Source organism: Bradyrhizobium sp. SZCCHNRI3043, from assembly GCF_032377735.1.
Classification (GTDB): domain Bacteria; phylum Pseudomonadota; class Alphaproteobacteria; order Rhizobiales; family Xanthobacteraceae; genus Bradyrhizobium.
Genome location: NZ_JAUHID010000013.1, coordinates 1 through 15,635, shown reverse-complemented (window position 1 = coordinate 15,635; position 15,635 = coordinate 1). Strand labels below are relative to the sequence as shown.

Below are 15,635 nucleotides of genomic sequence, written 5' to 3'. Positions count from 1 at the left end.
GCAAACTGCATCCGAGGCGACGCAGCCGGGCCATGAAAGCAGCCTTCGCAGGCGGATCGAGCAGGATGGGACGGGCGGCGGCATCCGCGGGACGAGTGGTGGTGGGCGATGACGGATGGCGGAACCGAGAGGATGACCCGAACGAACCTCTCAAACGTCAGTGGCCGCCCCTGCGGACGGCCACATCGATGCGGAGAGGTCAGCGAGCTTCAGTAGCCGTAACCACGCCGTGTCGGATAGCTCTGCGGAGCCCGCCCATAACCACCGCCATAGCCACCGCCGATGCCGATCCCGATACTGACCGGCGGCGCCACGCGCACCGGCGGTCCATAATACTCGCGCGGCGGAGGCGGCGGCGCATAGACGACGACATCATCTGGGTCGCGACGGGGTGTGCGGCTGGCGCGCCTGGGTGGATCCTCGTCGCGCTTTCGGGCCGGCTTCTCTTCGACCCGCTTCTGCGTCTCGGACTTCCGGGCTGGCGGAGGCGTCTGCGAGCATGGACAGGTGGGACCAGCCGCGGCAACGGCCGGCACGACCGGCGGGGTTGCCGGAGCGGCGGCCGGGATCGCCGCATTGGCGGCCGCCACCACCGGCGTCACCACAGGCCGGTTGCGCAAGCGCTCGATCAGCTTGCGCGCGGTCGGGGTCAGGTCGCTGTTCGGATAGCGGTCGAGAAAGCCCTGATAGGACGCCACCGTATTGATCAGCACCGCCTCGTTCCAGGCTGTCATCCTGTTGTGGAGGTCGAGCCATTCGCGCGCCTGCGGGCCATAGGGCGGCGCGGTGTAGAGCGCCACGAAGGCCTCATACGCCTCGACGCTGCCGTCGCCAACGATGATTTCGTTGGCGGCCTCGATCGGCATGCCCTGCAGGTTGCGCTTCCATTCGTCGACGCTGCGCTTGGCGACGACCGGCCGCGGGCCGGCATTGGCAGCGCCCGCATCCGCCGACACCACGAAGCGAAAATCCTCGGTCAAGGACGAGGAGTCCCACGGCGTCTGCCGACCCTCGGTGACCTTGTTCACCGCGACGCGCACGCGCTTGAACGCCTGCTCGATCGGAAGGCCCGGTTCCCGCGCCGCCTGCAGCAGCGCCGTGGTGTAGGGGCTGTTGGCGCCGGTGCCATCCTCGGCTTCTGCGCCAGGCGAGGTCGAGTAGGACAGGAACGTGCCCGGTGCTCCGGTCTTGGTGTCCACCAGCGCAAGGCCGCGGCCCGCGTTCTGACTGATGGCAGGAAACGGATTGTTGCGGCAGGCATCGAGCAGCAGGATGCGCATCCGGCTCGGCACAGAATTCAGCGTGTTCAGGAGATCGTTGAGACGCACGGCCTGCAGCGGAATGTCGGCTTCACGTCGCGGATCCACGTCGACGGGCACGAGATAGTTCTCGCCATCGATCTGCAGGCCGTGGCCGGCATAGAACACCAGCGCGACCGTGTCGGGTCCCTTGGCCGCGATCTTGGCGGCAAAGTCGCCCACCTCCCTGTTGAGGTCCCGCTGCGACAGATCGGCGGCCGTCGTCACCTCGAACCCCGCCTCCCCCAGCATCTGCGCCATGACCTTGGCGTCGTTGGCGGGATTCGGCAGCGGCGTCACCGAACGATAGGCCGACTGCCCGATCACCAGCGCCAGCCTGCTGGTTTCGGCCAATGCGGGAGTGAGGCCGGCAAACAGGCCGCCGGCGAGCAATGCAGCCCTGAGAGCGTGCCGAAACATGGGACCTCCAATCTGCTCATGGCGTGCCTGTTGGTCGGGCCGGTTCGTGACCCGGTTCATCCCGACGGGCACAATCCGGTGAGCACGATGCCGCACGGCCGGCGCCGTTCGCGCCCTTGCTGCATCCGCCCGCGGCCGGACATCGTTGCTGCACGAGATCCCCGTAGCAATGCCGCGATCGCTGGCTAGCGTGCGCGCCGCAATGGGGGCGATGATACATGCGGCGGATTGCGTCACAGGTGGGGCTGCTCTCGGCCCTGCTTCTGGCCGGCTGCGCCGCCGACAGCAATGCGCGCCTGCCGGCCTTCATGCGCGCCAAGGCGCCCGCGCCGCCGCAACCCGAAGCCGCGCCGGATGTCGCACTTCTGGTGCGCAAGAATCTCGACATGATCTTCGTCGCAACGACGCTGCCGCGCGATCTCGAGGCCACATCCGCCCGACAGACCGATGCCGGCGATACATGGACCGCCTGCGTGCGGGCCGGAATCATCTCGGTGAGCGGCGCAACGCTCCGGCGCCAGACCTATCGGCTCACGATCAGGCACAACGAGATCATCGACCGGCGACGCGCGGCGTCCGCCGACGACTGTGTTTCTGAAGATTACAAAGCCATCCTGCCGACGAAGTGATTTTGACCCGAAGGCGATCTGGATCCGCCACGTCGACTGGAACTCGCCACGTCAGTTGGCGTGCTGGAACGGGCTACCGCATCGGCTGCGGATTGTTAGTTCTTAGCTAACGCAATTCCGCAACCGCACAGCGAACGAATGGCTCAAATTTAACGATTCCTGCGGAACATCCGGTTCGCAAAAGCGCGGAATGACCCTGGACACGGCTTTCCATGAACGTTCACCTCGTCGGCGATGACACAGCCAAGCTCGCTCTGCTTCGCGGCATGCTGGCCGAGCGCTGCTCGCTCACATCTGAACTGATCGGTGACGCCGACTTCAAAGGCGGAGACATCGACGCGATCGTCGTGGCCGCCGATCTGCGCCGCGTCGACAACATCACCGCATTGAAGGAGATCTCCGACCGGCTCTCGCGTATTCCGCGGCGGATCTTCCTCACCAACAACAAATCCCGTCTGTCGACGGTCCAGGCCTATGCGCTCGGCGCGACGAGCGTGCTGTCGAGCACGCCGAGCCGCAATCAGTTGCTCGGAAAGCTGCTCGATGTGCGCCCCGGTTCTGCGGCCAAGAGCATCGCGGTCGACGACCGACAGGCCGCATTTGCCGGCGCGTCCTGCATCGCCTCGATGTTTGCAGCCGTGCTGGGCGGTGCAGCGATCGACGTCGAGGAGACCCGGCGGGCGGGCAAGCGGATCGCCGACTGTATAGCAGAAAACGGTCTGTCCGATTGGCTCGCCACCGTTCGCCGCCATCACGAAGGCACCTATCAACACTGCCTGCTCGTGACCGGCATCACCGTGGATTTCGGCTTGAGCCTCGGCGTCCACAGTTCCGATCTGGAGCGTCTCTACATGGCCGCGATGTTCCACGACATCGGCAAGGCCAAAATCCCGCTGACCATTCTCGACAAGCCGGGACGGCTCGACGTCAAGGAACGCACGCTGGTGGAAACCCATCCGGTGGCCGGCTACGAAGCGCTGAAGGACAACGTAGCGATCACCGACGAAGTGCTCAAGGCGGTGCGCCACCATCACGAATTTCTCGACGGCAGCGGCTATCCCGATGGGCTGATGGCCGACAACATTCCAGATCTGACACGCATCCTCACCATCTCCGACATCTTCTCTGCGCTGATCGAATATCGCAGCTACAAGCCGGTGATGACGCGCGAGAAGGCCTATGAGATCCTCCAGGAGATGGAGGGCAAGCTCGAGAAGCCCCTGATCGGCGCCTTCCGCGAGGTGGCGCTGATCCGCTGATCGCAGCCGGCGATAGGCTGAACCGGCCGTTAACGCATCGATTCGAATTGTCTGCCAACGTCAAGTGTCTCTTCTCAGCTTTGCGCTAGTGTCGCCCGCGCGGTGCGGGTTGTCCGCGCCGCGAGGGGACCATCGGGACGTGGCCGAGATCATCGATCGCGCGATTGCGACTGCTTCATCGACGGCAAGGGACCACCAGGCCGATCCGCTCGCGCGCGTGCGCGCCGCCCACCTGGTGCCGCTCGAGACCGTTTCACCGCAAGCATGGCAGGATCTCGCGGAGCGTGCGCGCGAGCCGAACGGCTATTACCTGCCCGGCTGGGAACGCGCGGTGAACGCCACGGCGCGCGGCCGCACCGGAACATCGGCGCTGTGCGCATGGGACGACGATCAGCCCTCGCGTCTCATCGGCCTGATGCCCACGACCTCCCTATGGCATGCCTGCAGGCTTCCACTGCCCGCGCTCGCCAGTGGCCATCCCTACGGCACTTTGTGCACGCCGCTGCTCGACGCAGGGAGCGCGGAGCCGGCTGCGGCGCAGATGCTCGACGAAGCGCGACGAACAGGCGCTCGCGCCGTGCTGCTGCGCGACATGTCGCTGGCAGGCTCCGTGATGCAGGCGTTCGACGCGGCCCTTCGTCGCGGCGGCCTGCGCCCGCGCGTGCTGCATTGCTATGAAAGAGCCTTTCTCGATGCGACCGGGGACGCCGACCAAGTGCTGCATGACGCGCTCGGCGCCAAGAAGCTGAAGGAGTTGCGCCGCCTGCGTCATCGGCTGGCCGAGCATGGCGCGGTTCGCTTCGAGGTCGCGCGCTCTCCCGGCGACGTCTCCGCTGCGCTGGAGACGTTTCTGGTCCTGGAGGCGAGCGGCTGGAAGGGACGCCGCTGCACTGCGCTGATCCAGCACGACGGCGACGCGACGTTCATCCGACGCGCGGCACCGGCGCTTGCGCAGCACGAGGCCTGCGAGATCATCAGCCTCCGGGCGGGCGACACCGCCGTCGCCGCGGGCGTCGTGTTGCGCCATCAGGACCGCGCCTTCTTCTTCAAGCTCGGCGTCGACGAGCGCTTCGCGAAATACTCGCCCGGTGTCCAGCTGACGCTCGACCTGACACGGCACCTTTGCGCGGATCCGAAGATCAACGCCGCCGACTCCACTGCCGGTCCCGACCATCCCATGATCAACCCGATCTGGCGCGAGCGCCTCGCCATCGGTGACGTGCTGATCCCGCTCTACGCGCGCGATCCGATCGTCGAGCTCATTCATGCCGCGTTGACGGCACGACGCGAAGGCCTGGCCATCGCACGTCGCGCCGTACACGCGATCCGCGCTATCCGAAGGCGCCGGCCGACTACTCAGCCGCCTCGGCGTTGACCTCCGCCGACACCTGCCGGATGGCACGGGCCAGCATCTGCGGATCCTGCGCGCCGGAGATGGCGTATTTCTGCGCGAAGACGTAGGTCGGAACTCCGGAGATGCCCTTCTCCGCGGCCTCCTGCGCCTGGGCAGAGACCAGCGCCACATCCTCGTCGGTCGCCAGCATCTTGCGGACCACCTGGGCATCGAGCCCGCAATCCGCTGCGGCCTGCACCAGCACATCGATATCGGTGAGATCGCCGCCGTCGCGGAAATACAATTCCATCAGCCGCTGCTTCATCTCGGGCGCCCTGCCGATCTCGCCCGCCCAGCGGATCAGGCGATGACAATCGATCGTGTTGGGCTGACGGGCAACACGATCGGGATGATAGCTCAGCCCCTCCTGCTCCGCGGCCGCCACCACGCGGCCCGCGATGCCCTTGTAGGCCTCGACCGATCCGAACTTGGTCGTCAGGTACTGCTCGCGGCTGATGCCCTCGCGCGGCACCCAGGGATTGAGGAAGAACGGCCGGAAATTCACCTCGACCGGAACGTCCGGCACGAGCTCCAGCGCGTCCTCGATGCGCTTCTTGCCGATGTAGCACCAGGGACAGACGACGTCGGAGACGACATCAATGATCAGCGGCTTCAAGGTGCTCATGCGCCTCGCTCCAGGTTCGCTTGCGATCCGCGCAAGATAAGCCTCTGCATCGCCGAGACAAGCGCGGTCACGGCGAGGTAACCATCTCCTTCAGCCTGATGGCCGTGAGCTCATCGGCCGGAAAGAAGGTCTCCAGCGCCAGCTCCGACAACGTGATGTCGACCGGCGTGCCGAACACCATCGTCGTCGAGAAGAAGCTCAGCACGTCGGTCCCGACCCGCAGCCGCAGCGGGATCGCGACGCTGTCGGCCGCGAGCGGCGCCGATCGCGCCGGGAACGGATAGGACTTCAGCTCCTCATAGAGCTTCAGCAAATCGGCATCCGCGGTCGCCTCGCATTGCCGGTGCAGCCGCTCGAGCAGATGTCCGGACCATTCGGCAAGGTTCACCGTCCGCGCTGCGAGCCCCTCCGGATGCAGCGCCACGCGCAGCACGTTGAGCGGCGGCGCAAGCAGCCGCGGTGGGACGCCTGTCAGCAGCGGCGCGATCATCCGGTTCGCCGCGACCAGGTTCCAGTGCCGGTCGATCGCGAGCGCAGGGTTGGGCTCATGGGCCTTGAGCACGAGATTCATCGCCTCGCGCGCGGGCTTGAGCGCCGGATCATCCAGCGGGCGCTGCTGGAAGGCGGGCGCGTAGCCCGCCGCCACCAGCAGAACGTTGCGTTCGCGCAAGGGCACGTCCAGTCGCTCCGCGAGTTTGAGGACCATGTCGCGCGACGGCGCGGCGCGGCCGGTTTCCACGAAGCTCAGATGGCGCGCCGAGATCTCGGCATCGAGCGCGAGATCGAGCTGGCTGAGATGCCGGCGCTGCCGCCATTGCCGCAGGTGCTCACCGACATGAACGGGTCTGGCGCGGTCGGCGCGCGCCGAAGCAAGCTGTGCATTCATGGGCCAAGACCTATCACGCTGACGTCAGCGCCTCCATGACCTGCCAGGTAATCGAAATGCCTCCCGGCGCAGGTCATCGTCCTCACCACAGGAGATGACGATGAGCAGGCAGCGCAATCCCGAGACCTTTCCCTTCACCGCAGTTGGCCACTGGCTGGCGGATCTCGCGACATCGCTGCTGGCGCGCTCGCTCAACCTGCCGGAGCCGCTGCTGCACGTCACGGGCAGCCTCGTCTTCGCGCAGGTCTATGCCATCGAGACAAGGGCAGCACGCTCGCTGCGCCCGGCGCGCCTGCGCCGTCAGCTCCTGGCCTGGTTCCGCTGAACCGCCCTCACGCCAAACCAAAGGAGACCCGACATGATCACCTCGTCCGCCCTGCTCCGCCGCGCCCTGCTCGCCGATGCCGCCTTCAGCGGCATTGCCGGGCTCGCGCTCACATTCGGCGCCTCGCCGCTGGCGGCGCTGCTGCAACTGCCCGACGCGCTGCTGCGCGAGACCGGTCTGTTCCTGATCGTCTACGCGGCCTTCGTCGGCTGGCTGGGCGCGCGGCCAATGGCGCCAAGGCCGCTGATCCTTCTGGTCATCGCCGGCAATGCGGCGTGGACGATCGGCAGCATCGCGCTCCTGTTCTCGGGCCTCGTCACGCCGAACGCGCTCGGCGAGATCTTCGTCGCGGCCCAGGCGGTGGGCACCGGCGTCTTCGCCGAGCTGCAATATATCGGCTTGCGCCGCAGTTCCGGCACCGTAACGGCGTGACGCCGATCGGTGATGAGCGCCGGCCATCGTGCTCGCGCGGGCCGGCGCTCCCGCCCCAACCGAGATTGGGCATGCGCGGCGAATGCACCTTCGGCATAATCGGCGACCGACAGGAGATCGCAGCGATGCAGCCGCAGGTGAGAGGAACGGAAGGCTACGCCGCTGAAGCCGACAGTCTCTTCGTGCGGTACGAGAGCATCCCGTCGGAACAGGTTCATGCCGCCGTGCTTCATCTGCTGCCGAATACGCCCGCACGCGTGCTCGACATTGGAGCGGGCACGGGGCGCGACGCCGCGTGGTTTGCAGGCCTCGGACATCAGGTGGTTGCCGTCGAGCCGACCGATGCGCTGCGCGTCGGCGCCATGCGGCTGCATGCCTCGCCTGCGATCACCTGGATCGACGACAGCCTTCCGGAGCTCGCCACACTGGCCGCTCGTGATGAGCAGTTCGACCTCGTCATGCTGACCGCCGTCCTGATGCATCTCGATGAGGAGCAGCGGCGACGCGCGCTTCCCAACATCGCGGCGCGGATTGCTCCCGGCGGAATACTGATCATGACGTTGCGGCATGGTCCGGTGCCGCCGGGCCGCCGGATGTTCGAGATCGCGGCCGAGACGATCGTTGAGCCGGCGCGGCAGCTCGGGCTGACGCTCCAGCTCAACCGGCATGGCGAGTCGCTCGGCGCGGAGAACCGGGTTGCCGGCGTCACCTGGACGACGCTGGCCTTCGGCAAGCCGTCCTGAGAGATCCCGGAAACGAGCTGATCGGCTCAGGCCGCCTTGGCGCGGCTGGTCAGGGTCTTCGCCGGGGTGGATCTGGTCTTACCGCGATTGCCGGCAGCCGGGCGCCGGGTCTTGGCCTTGCCGCGAGCAGCCTCGCCGCCCGATTTGGCTCTGGCCTTGGGCCGCTGCTTGGCCTTGTCCTTGACGGGCTTCTCGGCCTTTTTCTTCGCCTTCTTCTCGGCCTTCGCCTTCACCCGCGTCCGCTCGGCACGCGCCTCGGCTTTCTGCTTCGCCCGCTTCTTCTCGCAGGCGTCGCATTTGCAGCCGATCGGCTTCAGATAGGCTTTGAAGTAGTCGGTGCCGTAGTCGTAGTTGATCTCCTCGCCGGGCTCGATGTTCTTGATGGCCCGGATGAAGATCTTCTTCTTGCGCGGCTTGACGTCGGACTCGGCGTTCGGCTTGCAGGAATGATTGATGTAGCGGGCGACGTTCTCACGGACCGAGCCGTCGATGGTCCAGCGCTTGTCGAGCTCGAACAGATATTTGTTCTCGATCGCGTCCTCGTCCGCCTTCTTCGAATCCAGCAGCGGACCGAAATATCGGACGATCTTGGTGCCCTTCTTGATCGGCTGGGTTGCGAACAGGCCGAGCCCCGTCTTGGAGCGGCCGATGCGATAGGGTTTGGTCGGCGGGATGACAGGCATGATCGATGAGAAGAGATGAACCTCGCGAGGCCGTCGTTCTAGGATAATTTGGCGACGCTGTCAGGTGTTTCCGGCCGCCGTTTCGAGCCGTCCCCAGCTTGCGCGGGCCGCGAGCCGCTTTCTCTTGCATTCCTGGTCCTCATCCCGCGACTTGCGCGCCAGGCGGCAGCTTCGGCACGGTGGCCTTCAGCATCGCCTCCAGCAACGATTCGGCCGTCGTGCCCGACGGCGAGCGGCGCAGGATGTCGGCGAGACGGCCGTCGAGCAGCAGCATCGTGTAGCCATGCACCAGGGACCAGGCGCGGGCGATCGCCGCGGACTGATCGAGCGACAATTCCTCGTCGCCGACCGGGCCTTCGCTGCGCGCGGCGACCGATCCGGCGAGTCCGGCAAACGAGGCTTCCGCGGCCTCGTGCAGCGACGGCCGCGAATAGTCGAGACGCTCGGTGCGGAACATCAGTCCGTACATGCCGGGATTGGCCTGCGCATAGGCGACATAGGCGCGGGCCCGCGCCATCGCGCGCTCGATCGGCGTGCCCGGCTGCTCGCCCGCCGCCTTCATCGCGGCGTTGAAGCGCGTGAAGCCGATCGCGGCGAGCTCGCTGACGAGGCCGGTGAGATCCTTGAAATGATGCGTCGGCGCCGCATGCGACACGCCGGCCTCGCGCGCCACTGCGCGCAGGGTGAGTCCGGCGAGCCCGTCGCGCTCCAGCACGCGCTCGGCCGCCTCCAGCAGCGCATCACGCAGCGCGCCGTGATGATAGGGCGTCGCCGCCTCGCCCGCAGTGCCGGCCGCCCGCCGCACCCGCGCCCGTGCCGCCGATGTCGCGATGCGTCGAGGCTGCGCCCGGACCTTTTCAGTCTTGCTCGTCATGAGCCTCCTTATACAATCAATTTTGACAGCGTAAAGATTTGGCTTGACCCCGCCATGTTCGCCCGCTAGCTTTATCTTTACAACGTAAAGATACAGTGGAGGAACGACCATGAGCGACGCTACGCCGACGACCGCCCGGCAGACTCGGAAGGAGCGCAGCAATCTCGCGCCGATCCCGTTCGAATGCGACGCGCCGTTCCTCGCAATCACCGGCGAGCTGCCGCGTGAGCTGAACGGCACGCTCTATCGCAATGGCCCCAACCCGCAATTCGCTTCGCCCGGCTCGCACTGGTTCGTCGGCGACGGCATGCTGCACGCCTTCCATCTCGAGAACGGCCGCGCGTCCTATCGCAACCGCTGGATCCGCACGCCGAAATTCGAGGCCGAGCGCAAGGCCGGCCACGCCCTGTTCGGCGGCTTCGGCCGCCGGCTGGCGGACGCGCCCGCCGACGTCACCGATGGCGGCGTCGCCAACACCAACATCATCGCCCATGCCGGCCGCCTGCTCGCGCTCGAAGAGGCGCATCTGCCGACCGAGATCGAGCCGGGCACGCTCGCCACCCGCGGCTACCACGATTTCGGCGGCCGCCTGCGCGGCGCCTTCACCGCGCATCCGAAGACCGATCCGGTCACCGGCGAATTGCTGTTCTTCGGCTACAACGCCGCCGGTCCGCTGACGCCGGCGCTGTCCTACGGCACGGTCGATGCGGCCGGCAAACTGACGCGCATCGATCGTTTCGAGGCGCCCTATGCCAGCATGGTGCACGACTTCATCGTCACGGCCAACCACGTGCTGTTTCCAATCCTGCCGCTCACCGGCAGCATCGAGCGCGCAATGTCCGGCAAGCCGCCTTATGCCTGGGAGCCCGACAAGGGCGCCTATGTCGGTGTGATGAAGCGCAGCGGCGACATCAAGGACATCGTCTGGTTTCGCGGTGACGCCTGCTACGTCTTCCACATCATGAACGCCTGGGAGGACGGCGGCCGCATCGTCGCCGACGTCATGCAGTTCGAGGAAGCGCCGCTGTTTCCGCATCCCGACGGGCGCCCGACAGATCCGGCAAAGTCGGTCGCGCGGCTGTGCCGCTGGAGCTTCGACCTCGCCGGCAGCACCGACCGCTTCACGCAAACCTATCTCGACGACCTCACCGGCGAATTCCCCCGCATCGACGACCGCCGCGCCGGGCTCTCGAGCCATCACGGCTGGTACGCCTGCGCCAATCCGGACGGGCCGCTGTTCGGCGCATTGTCCGGGCTCGCCCATGTCGACGGGGCCGGCACGCGCCAGGCGACCCACCTGCTGCCCGCAGGCGACACCCTGTCCGAGCCGGTGTTCGTGCCGCGCAGCCTCGATGCCGCCGAGGGCGACGGCTGGCTGCTGACCGTGGTCTGGCGCGCCGGCTCCAACACCAGCGACCTCGCCGTCTTCAACGCCACCGATATCGGCGGCGGTCCCGTCGCCCTGGTGCATCTCGGACACCGCGTGCCCGATGGCTTCCACGGCAATTGGGTCGGCAGCGAAAATCCAAACCATTGATCAGCCTGGATTAATTCGCGATCTCACGAAATTTTGACACTGTCAAGATTTGCTTGACGCGGTGCCATCCGCGCCCTATCAATCTTGGCAGTGTAAAGATTGACCAGACCAACGCCATGACGATCTTCCTTATCCTTGCGCCCTACGGCGTCTACGCGGCGCTGATGATGGTGGTCTCGGCCCCGCTCAGCCTGGCCGTAGCCACGGTGATGTGCCTGGCCGTGATTGCACTCGACGTCGCCAAGGGACGTTCGATCAAGATCCTCGGCCTGGGCTCGGCGATCGTGTTCGCAAGCGTAGCCGCCTACCTCAGCCTCATCGACCCGATGCTGAGCGCCTCGGCGGTGCGCCTCGCGGTCGACTGCGGCATTTTCGCGCTGTCGCTCGGCTCGATGCTGCTGCGCACTCCGTTCACGCTGCAATATGCGCTCGAGGCGGTCCCGCCGGAAACCGTGGCGATTCCCGGCTTTCTGCGCGCCAATTACGTCATCACCGGCGCCTGGACGCTGTCGGCGCTGCTGATGATGGTCGGCAACCTGATGACGCTCTACGTGCCCGGCCTGCCCTATTGGACCGGCCTCGCCATCGCCTTTGCCGCACGCAACAGTGCACTTTATTTCACGCGCTGGTATCCTGAGTATCGTAAGACGAAAGACATCGCCGCACCGACTGCGGCCGCAATGTCCGGCCAGGATTCGTGACGGGGTGTGCCCCAGGGAGACGTGCGTGAAGGACGTGTTTGCCAAACTGACGGCCGACTTCCTGTCGGCTGCGGTCTTCTTCATCCTGTATATCGCTACCGATAACGTCGTGCTGGCCACGGCCGCCGCGGTCGCCGTCGCGGTGGTCCAGGTGGTCTACGCCCGCGTCAGGGGCGTGAGCCTCAGCTTCATGGCCTATGCCAGCGTCGGCCTCGTCATCGTGCTCGGCGGCGTCACGCTGCTGACCAACGACCCGCGCTTCATGTTCGCCAAGCCTGCGATCGGCCATTTCGCCATCGGCCTCATCATGCTCAAGCGCGGCTGGATGCTGCGCTACGTTCCGCCGATCGTGGCGGAGACCATTCCGGAATACGTCAACGTCGCCGGCTTCGCCTGGGCGGCGCTGATGTTCGCGCTCGGTCTCGGCACCATCGCGGTCGCCATGACCGGCGACATCAAGCTGTGGGTGCTCTACATCACCGTGGTCGCGGGCGGCGCCAAGGTCGCGGCTTTTGCACTGCAGTTCGTCGCCTTCCGCTTCGTGGTCGCCAACCGCTTGCGGGCCGCGCGCGCGTGACGCAACCGATCGCCGTATTGGGCTTATCAGCAAAGATGCGCTATAGGGGCGCCCCGAGGCTTCCTCGAACAGTGCTTCGGGGTGCGGGATGGCAACGCCAGGAGAACGATCGATGGCTGTGGACGGCAACTGGAATCTGACCTTGAATACGCCGATGGGCGAGCGCAGCGCGACGCTGAGCGTGAAGAGCTCGGGCGCGACGCTGACAGGGACCCAGGCCGCGGAGGGCGATTCCGCCGAGATCTTCGACGGCACCGTCAACGGCGACGACGTCGCCTGGAAGGTCTCCATCACCAGCCCGATGCCGCTGACGCTCGACTTCAAGGGCAAGGTCGCCGGCGACACCATCTCCGGCGAGATGGGCATCGGCTTCATGGGCAGCTTCCCGTTCACCGGCGCGCGGGCCTGATCACCGTTCTGAAGGGTGGGCAAAGGCACGCCACGCCGGCCGCCGCTTCGTGGCGGCCCCACGCGCGCCGTGCCCACCATTAGCTCGGGAGTGCGCCAATCGACGGTGGGCACGCACCCCGCCCCGCGGGCGGACGCTTTGCCCACCCTACGGCAGCGTTTGTCCGGCTCGTTCCGCTTCACATCTCAAACAGCCCGGACACGCGAACGCAGCCTCGCAGCGAACATCGCCCGAGGGATGCATCGACATGTCCCTCTTCAAAATGCAGAGGGCGCAGGGAAGGCCAGGCGTCGGCTGACGCCTGCGGCCCGCCTGCGAGAAAAAATGCAGGCGGCAGGTACCACAGGTGCAGCCGGAAACGCCCGGCCTTCCCTGCGCGATGGCTTCACGCTTATACGCAGTCTCCCTGGTGCACCGGCTTGTTGGCCACCATGATCCGCGCGATGCGCTCAGCACCGCACGAACGTGACACCAGCTTCGGGGTGTCAGGACGCTGCGACTTCGCGTCCGCGCCAAGCCGTTCGTCCGCGTATCCGAAGACACGCTGCGGCTCCATCGCGGCCATCGCCTCCCCGCCTCGCGTGTCGTGACGATCGCGCGCAACGCCCCTCCGCAGTGAGGCGGGATGGCGAGATAAAATCACGATTTCGGAAAAATCACAAGCGATTTATTTTTTTTAGAACCTTCCCCTTGGAATCGGATCGAACATTGGCCTATGGCCCGTCAGGGAAGCCGCGCCCCCCTCATTGAGGTCCGGCCAGCGGGACAGTGCGCGCACTTGTTTGTATTTCGCCCCCTGGCAGGCATCGAAGCCATCAACCGTGAGGCGGGGACTTCCTATATCCATCGCTACGGCTGCCGCAATGGCTCAAGCGGTCATCGTTGCGGTCGCGATCGGAATCTGATTGGATCACCTAACTCACATTCGAGCTAGGAATTGGGTAATCATAGTCCAACCTGCTTCATTGGAACTACAATGAGATATTTCTTACTTCTTTCGGTACTACTTTCCGGTACCGCCGCGGCAGAGGCCGCTCCGCAATCGAGTTGCGCAGCCAAGTTTATCGGTGACTGGCGACACTCAGGCAGTGGCAACAGAGGTACGCTACTCCCTGACGGCAGAGCATTGTGCAGCGAACACCCGGCTTGTGTCCAGGGTACGTGGACCTGCTCGGGAAACGTATTGACCTATACGAACAGCGCGGGGACATGGAACTACACGCTCGAGCCGGACGGAAAGTCCATGTCCACGAATGGCGGGGCCGCCACCGCTGTCCGCATCGGAGCGGTACCGGCAAACGCTCGTTCCCGGGATCTTGGCTCTGCAGCGAAGAATGTGACCGCTGACATTCTCGGCGTGGACAGAACGCAGCCGAATCCGGCAGCAACTCCCATTACCAATCCCGTTGCCGAGCCACCATCAAGCGTAGTTCGACCGCCGCGGACAGTCAGTTCGGCCCCACAATCAGATCCAAGCCAGTGCGTGGTAGAGAAGGCGTGGCCGAAAGCTCCTGGGGTCAACTGGTACAGCCTGAAGAACAGCTGCAAGCGGCGGGTGACGTTGGATTATGACGACTGCGACCTGAATCTCAGCACGAACATGGTTCAGTGCTCAACAAAGACGCTCCCTCTTGCACCACGCAGCGAATTCGGCCCGGTGCCCAACCACAAGCACCCGCTCAACGCACGCGATTTCCGCTAGCAGCATCTCGAAACTCGACGGCCTAGCCCTATGCAGGGATAAGCGGAAACCCGTCCGTTGATCGCTTACCCCATGTACGCCAGCCCTCCGCGCTGAAGCAGATGTGGGACAAACTTGGCCGGGCCGCGCCTCAAAACCAGATCTGCATCGGCACGCCATGCGCGTCGCGCGGCGCAGCTTCTTCCGGTACGCAGCCCGCGCAGTCGCGAGCGCCCAGCGCGACCGCGCAGGCGTCGAGGACGTCGTCGGGCTTGGCACCGGTGCCGATGCGGGCGCGGGTCATCCAGTCGTCGATGGCGGCGAAGCCTGCAGAAACTAACACGTCGCGCCGCAGCCTGGCGCCATGTTCCGTCTTCTTCGACGGCAACGGCGCGCCGTGGAGGCGCAGGAACACTAGCTCGGGATGCACCTCGCGAATATCGCGATCGAGATGCGCGCGCACGAAGGAGTCAATCTCCATGATCTTGCGGCCGAGATGCCAGAGCTGGCGCGAGGCGCGCTTCTGCCCGCGCCGTGAGGCCTCGATATTGGCCTCATCTGGGTCCTTGTAGTTCTCCCACAGCCAGCGCCGCGCGCCGGTGAACACGCGCGAGCGATGAGGCGCGAGTTTGTCGCGCGCGAGCTTGTCGCAGGTTCTGTTGCCGTCGTCGGTCATGCCGATGGGGATGTCGATCGCGGCGCGGGTAAAAGGAGCCGATAGTGCCGTCGAAACGTCGGCGGGAAAGGCGATGTCGCGCCGGTCGCCTGCAATCGACACCGCGACCCAGCCGCGGGAGAAGCCGTCGAGACCGATGATGCGGTTGGTGTGCATTACATCAGACTACCAGTTGCTTCGTTCAGCATCGTGCTCCTCTTGCCACGAACGCACGCTGAGCCCCACGGTAGTCGGAGCCGAGCTGGCCCCACAACAGCAGTGAGCTCCCCTCCCCCTTGCGGGGAGGGGTCGGGGGTGGGGGTCTCCAGGCGCTGAACGCTATGGGCGCGCATACACATCAACCACCAAACTATCGAGAGAGCGAGGTCGCATCTCGCTGCGTTTCCTCGCCCATCAGATAGAGCGCGACTCTGACCGACCGGGTTGATCCCTGACATTTTGGACCGGGCTGATCCCTGACACTATTCGATCACTGCTGTGTTGTCTC

At 65.6% G+C, this 15,635-nt stretch carries 18 protein-coding genes; 11 read left to right on the top strand and 7 right to left on the bottom strand.

The features are described from left to right. Positions 1 to 209 precede the first annotated feature (209 nt). Complete coding sequence (locus QX124_RS22685) at positions 210 to 1,718, bottom strand: caspase family protein (protein WP_315798334.1); 1,509 nt, start codon at positions 1,716 to 1,718, stop codon at positions 210 to 212. A gap of 218 nt (positions 1,719 to 1,936) precedes the next feature. On the opposite strand from QX124_RS22685, the gene QX124_RS22680 reads away from it, so the two are divergent. The 3 genes from QX124_RS22680 to QX124_RS22670 all read left to right on the top strand — a co-directional run bounded on the left by QX124_RS22680 (position 1,937) and on the right by QX124_RS22670 (position 4,981). Further along, positions 1,937 to 2,347 (top strand): hypothetical protein, encoded by a 411-nt coding sequence (locus QX124_RS22680; protein WP_315798333.1) that lies wholly within the window; start codon positions 1,937 to 1,939, stop codon positions 2,345 to 2,347. Positions 2,348 to 2,559: 212 nt separating this feature from the next. Then, the gene (locus QX124_RS22675) at positions 2,560 to 3,606 is read left to right on the top strand and encodes an HD-GYP domain-containing protein (RefSeq protein WP_315798332.1); all 1,047 of its coding nucleotides are present in this window, start codon (positions 2,560 to 2,562) and stop codon (positions 3,604 to 3,606) included. Positions 3,607 to 3,745: 139 nt separating this feature from the next. After that, positions 3,746 to 4,981, top strand: coding sequence for a GNAT family N-acetyltransferase (locus QX124_RS22670; protein WP_409997735.1), 1,236 nt, complete (start codon positions 3,746 to 3,748; stop codon positions 4,979 to 4,981). On the opposite strand, the gene QX124_RS22665 is transcribed toward QX124_RS22670, so the two are convergent. Together QX124_RS22665 and QX124_RS22660 are read right to left on the bottom strand one after the other, a co-directional pair. After that, positions 4,959 to 5,624: a DsbA family oxidoreductase gene (locus QX124_RS22665; protein WP_315798331.1), complete on the bottom strand. Its 666-nt coding sequence runs from the start codon at positions 5,622 to 5,624 to the stop codon at positions 4,959 to 4,961. The genes QX124_RS22670 and QX124_RS22665 overlap by 23 nt on opposite strands. 67 nt (positions 5,625 to 5,691) lie before the next feature. Continuing rightward, a complete protein-coding gene (locus QX124_RS22660; RefSeq protein ID WP_315777520.1) occupies positions 5,692 to 6,510 on the bottom strand; it encodes a helix-turn-helix transcriptional regulator in 819 nt (272 codons plus the stop codon). A gap of 100 nt (positions 6,511 to 6,610) precedes the next feature. On the opposite strand from QX124_RS22660, the gene QX124_RS22655 reads away from it, so the two are divergent. The 3 genes from QX124_RS22655 to QX124_RS22645 all read left to right on the top strand — a co-directional run bounded on the left by QX124_RS22655 (position 6,611) and on the right by QX124_RS22645 (position 8,010). Beyond that, positions 6,611 to 6,835: a hypothetical protein gene (locus tag QX124_RS22655; RefSeq protein WP_315798330.1), complete on the top strand. Its 225-nt coding sequence runs from the start codon at positions 6,611 to 6,613 to the stop codon at positions 6,833 to 6,835. Between the two features lie 33 nt (positions 6,836 to 6,868). Beyond that, positions 6,869 to 7,267, top strand: coding sequence for a hypothetical protein (locus QX124_RS22650; protein WP_315798329.1), 399 nt, complete (start codon positions 6,869 to 6,871; stop codon positions 7,265 to 7,267). Positions 7,268 to 7,392: 125 nt separating this feature from the next. Beyond that, a complete protein-coding gene (locus QX124_RS22645) occupies positions 7,393 to 8,010 on the top strand; it encodes a class I SAM-dependent methyltransferase (protein WP_315739919.1) in 618 nt (205 codons plus the stop codon). Between the two features lie 26 nt (positions 8,011 to 8,036). On the opposite strand, the gene QX124_RS22640 is transcribed toward QX124_RS22645, so the two are convergent. Next, positions 8,037 to 8,693, bottom strand: coding sequence for an SET domain-containing protein (locus tag QX124_RS22640; protein WP_315756537.1), 657 nt, complete (start codon positions 8,691 to 8,693; stop codon positions 8,037 to 8,039). Between the two features lie 139 nt (positions 8,694 to 8,832). Further along, positions 8,833 to 9,567, bottom strand: coding sequence for a TetR/AcrR family transcriptional regulator (locus tag QX124_RS22635; protein WP_315798328.1), 735 nt, complete (start codon positions 9,565 to 9,567; stop codon positions 8,833 to 8,835). A 109-nt stretch (positions 9,568 to 9,676) separates the two neighbouring features. On the opposite strand from QX124_RS22635, the gene QX124_RS22630 reads away from it, so the two are divergent. The 4 genes from QX124_RS22630 to QX124_RS22615 all read left to right on the top strand — a co-directional run bounded on the left by QX124_RS22630 (position 9,677) and on the right by QX124_RS22615 (position 12,791). Beyond that, positions 9,677 to 11,104, top strand: a complete 1,428-nt coding sequence (locus QX124_RS22630) for a carotenoid oxygenase family protein (RefSeq protein ID WP_315798327.1) — start codon at positions 9,677 to 9,679, stop codon at positions 11,102 to 11,104. A gap of 116 nt (positions 11,105 to 11,220) precedes the next feature. After that, the gene (locus tag QX124_RS22625; protein WP_315798326.1) at positions 11,221 to 11,805 is read left to right on the top strand and encodes a hypothetical protein; all 585 of its coding nucleotides are present in this window, start codon (positions 11,221 to 11,223) and stop codon (positions 11,803 to 11,805) included. A 25-nt stretch (positions 11,806 to 11,830) separates the two neighbouring features. Continuing rightward, the gene (locus tag QX124_RS22620; RefSeq protein WP_315739924.1) at positions 11,831 to 12,382 is read left to right on the top strand and encodes a septation protein IspZ; all 552 of its coding nucleotides are present in this window, start codon (positions 11,831 to 11,833) and stop codon (positions 12,380 to 12,382) included. Between the two features lie 112 nt (positions 12,383 to 12,494). Continuing rightward, positions 12,495 to 12,791: a hypothetical protein gene (locus QX124_RS22615; protein ID WP_315739925.1), complete on the top strand. Its 297-nt coding sequence runs from the start codon at positions 12,495 to 12,497 to the stop codon at positions 12,789 to 12,791. 391 nt (positions 12,792 to 13,182) lie between these two features. Here the strand turns inward: QX124_RS22615 and QX124_RS22610 are convergent, their stop codons facing one another. Next, positions 13,183 to 13,356 (bottom strand): hypothetical protein, encoded by a 174-nt coding sequence (locus QX124_RS22610; RefSeq protein ID WP_315798325.1) that lies wholly within the window; start codon positions 13,354 to 13,356, stop codon positions 13,183 to 13,185. Positions 13,357 to 13,974: 618 nt separating this feature from the next. Between QX124_RS22610 and QX124_RS22605 the strand changes: the two genes are divergently transcribed. Next, a complete protein-coding gene (locus tag QX124_RS22605) occupies positions 13,975 to 14,493 on the top strand; it encodes a hypothetical protein (protein ID WP_315798324.1) in 519 nt (172 codons plus the stop codon). 130 nt (positions 14,494 to 14,623) lie between these two features. On the opposite strand, the gene QX124_RS22600 is transcribed toward QX124_RS22605, so the two are convergent. Continuing rightward, a complete protein-coding gene (locus QX124_RS22600; protein WP_315798323.1) occupies positions 14,624 to 15,304 on the bottom strand; it encodes a DUF429 domain-containing protein in 681 nt (226 codons plus the stop codon). Positions 15,305 to 15,635: the final 331 nt, after the last annotated feature.

Excerpts from the sequence above, each read along its gene's own strand:
- QX124_RS22685 (WP_315798334.1), bottom strand. The coding sequence starts at position 1,718 with ATGTTTCGGCACGCTCTCAGGGCTGCATTGCTCGCCGGCGGCCTGTTT.
- QX124_RS22680 (WP_315798333.1), top strand. The coding sequence starts at position 1,937 with ATGCGGCGGATTGCGTCACAGGTGGGGCTGCTCTCGGCCCTGCTTCTG.
- QX124_RS22675 (WP_315798332.1), top strand. The coding sequence starts at position 2,560 with ATGAACGTTCACCTCGTCGGCGATGACACAGCCAAGCTCGCTCTGCTT.
- QX124_RS22665 (WP_315798331.1), bottom strand. The coding sequence starts at position 5,624 with ATGAGCACCTTGAAGCCGCTGATCATTGATGTCGTCTCCGACGTCGTC.
- QX124_RS22660 (WP_315777520.1), bottom strand. The coding sequence starts at position 6,510 with ATGAATGCACAGCTTGCTTCGGCGCGCGCCGACCGCGCCAGACCCGTT.
- QX124_RS22655 (WP_315798330.1), top strand. The coding sequence starts at position 6,611 with ATGAGCAGGCAGCGCAATCCCGAGACCTTTCCCTTCACCGCAGTTGGC.
- QX124_RS22650 (WP_315798329.1), top strand. The coding sequence starts at position 6,869 with ATGATCACCTCGTCCGCCCTGCTCCGCCGCGCCCTGCTCGCCGATGCC.
- QX124_RS22645 (WP_315739919.1), top strand. The coding sequence starts at position 7,393 with ATGCAGCCGCAGGTGAGAGGAACGGAAGGCTACGCCGCTGAAGCCGAC.
- QX124_RS22640 (WP_315756537.1), bottom strand. The coding sequence starts at position 8,693 with ATGCCTGTCATCCCGCCGACCAAACCCTATCGCATCGGCCGCTCCAAG.
- QX124_RS22635 (WP_315798328.1), bottom strand. The coding sequence starts at position 9,567 with ATGACGAGCAAGACTGAAAAGGTCCGGGCGCAGCCTCGACGCATCGCG.
- QX124_RS22630 (WP_315798327.1), top strand. The coding sequence starts at position 9,677 with ATGAGCGACGCTACGCCGACGACCGCCCGGCAGACTCGGAAGGAGCGC.
- QX124_RS22625 (WP_315798326.1), top strand. The coding sequence starts at position 11,221 with ATGACGATCTTCCTTATCCTTGCGCCCTACGGCGTCTACGCGGCGCTG.
- QX124_RS22615 (WP_315739925.1), top strand. The coding sequence starts at position 12,495 with ATGGCTGTGGACGGCAACTGGAATCTGACCTTGAATACGCCGATGGGC.
- QX124_RS22610 (WP_315798325.1), bottom strand. The coding sequence starts at position 13,356 with ATGGCCGCGATGGAGCCGCAGCGTGTCTTCGGATACGCGGACGAACGG.
- QX124_RS22600 (WP_315798323.1), bottom strand. The coding sequence starts at position 15,304 with ATGCACACCAACCGCATCATCGGTCTCGACGGCTTCTCCCGCGGCTGG.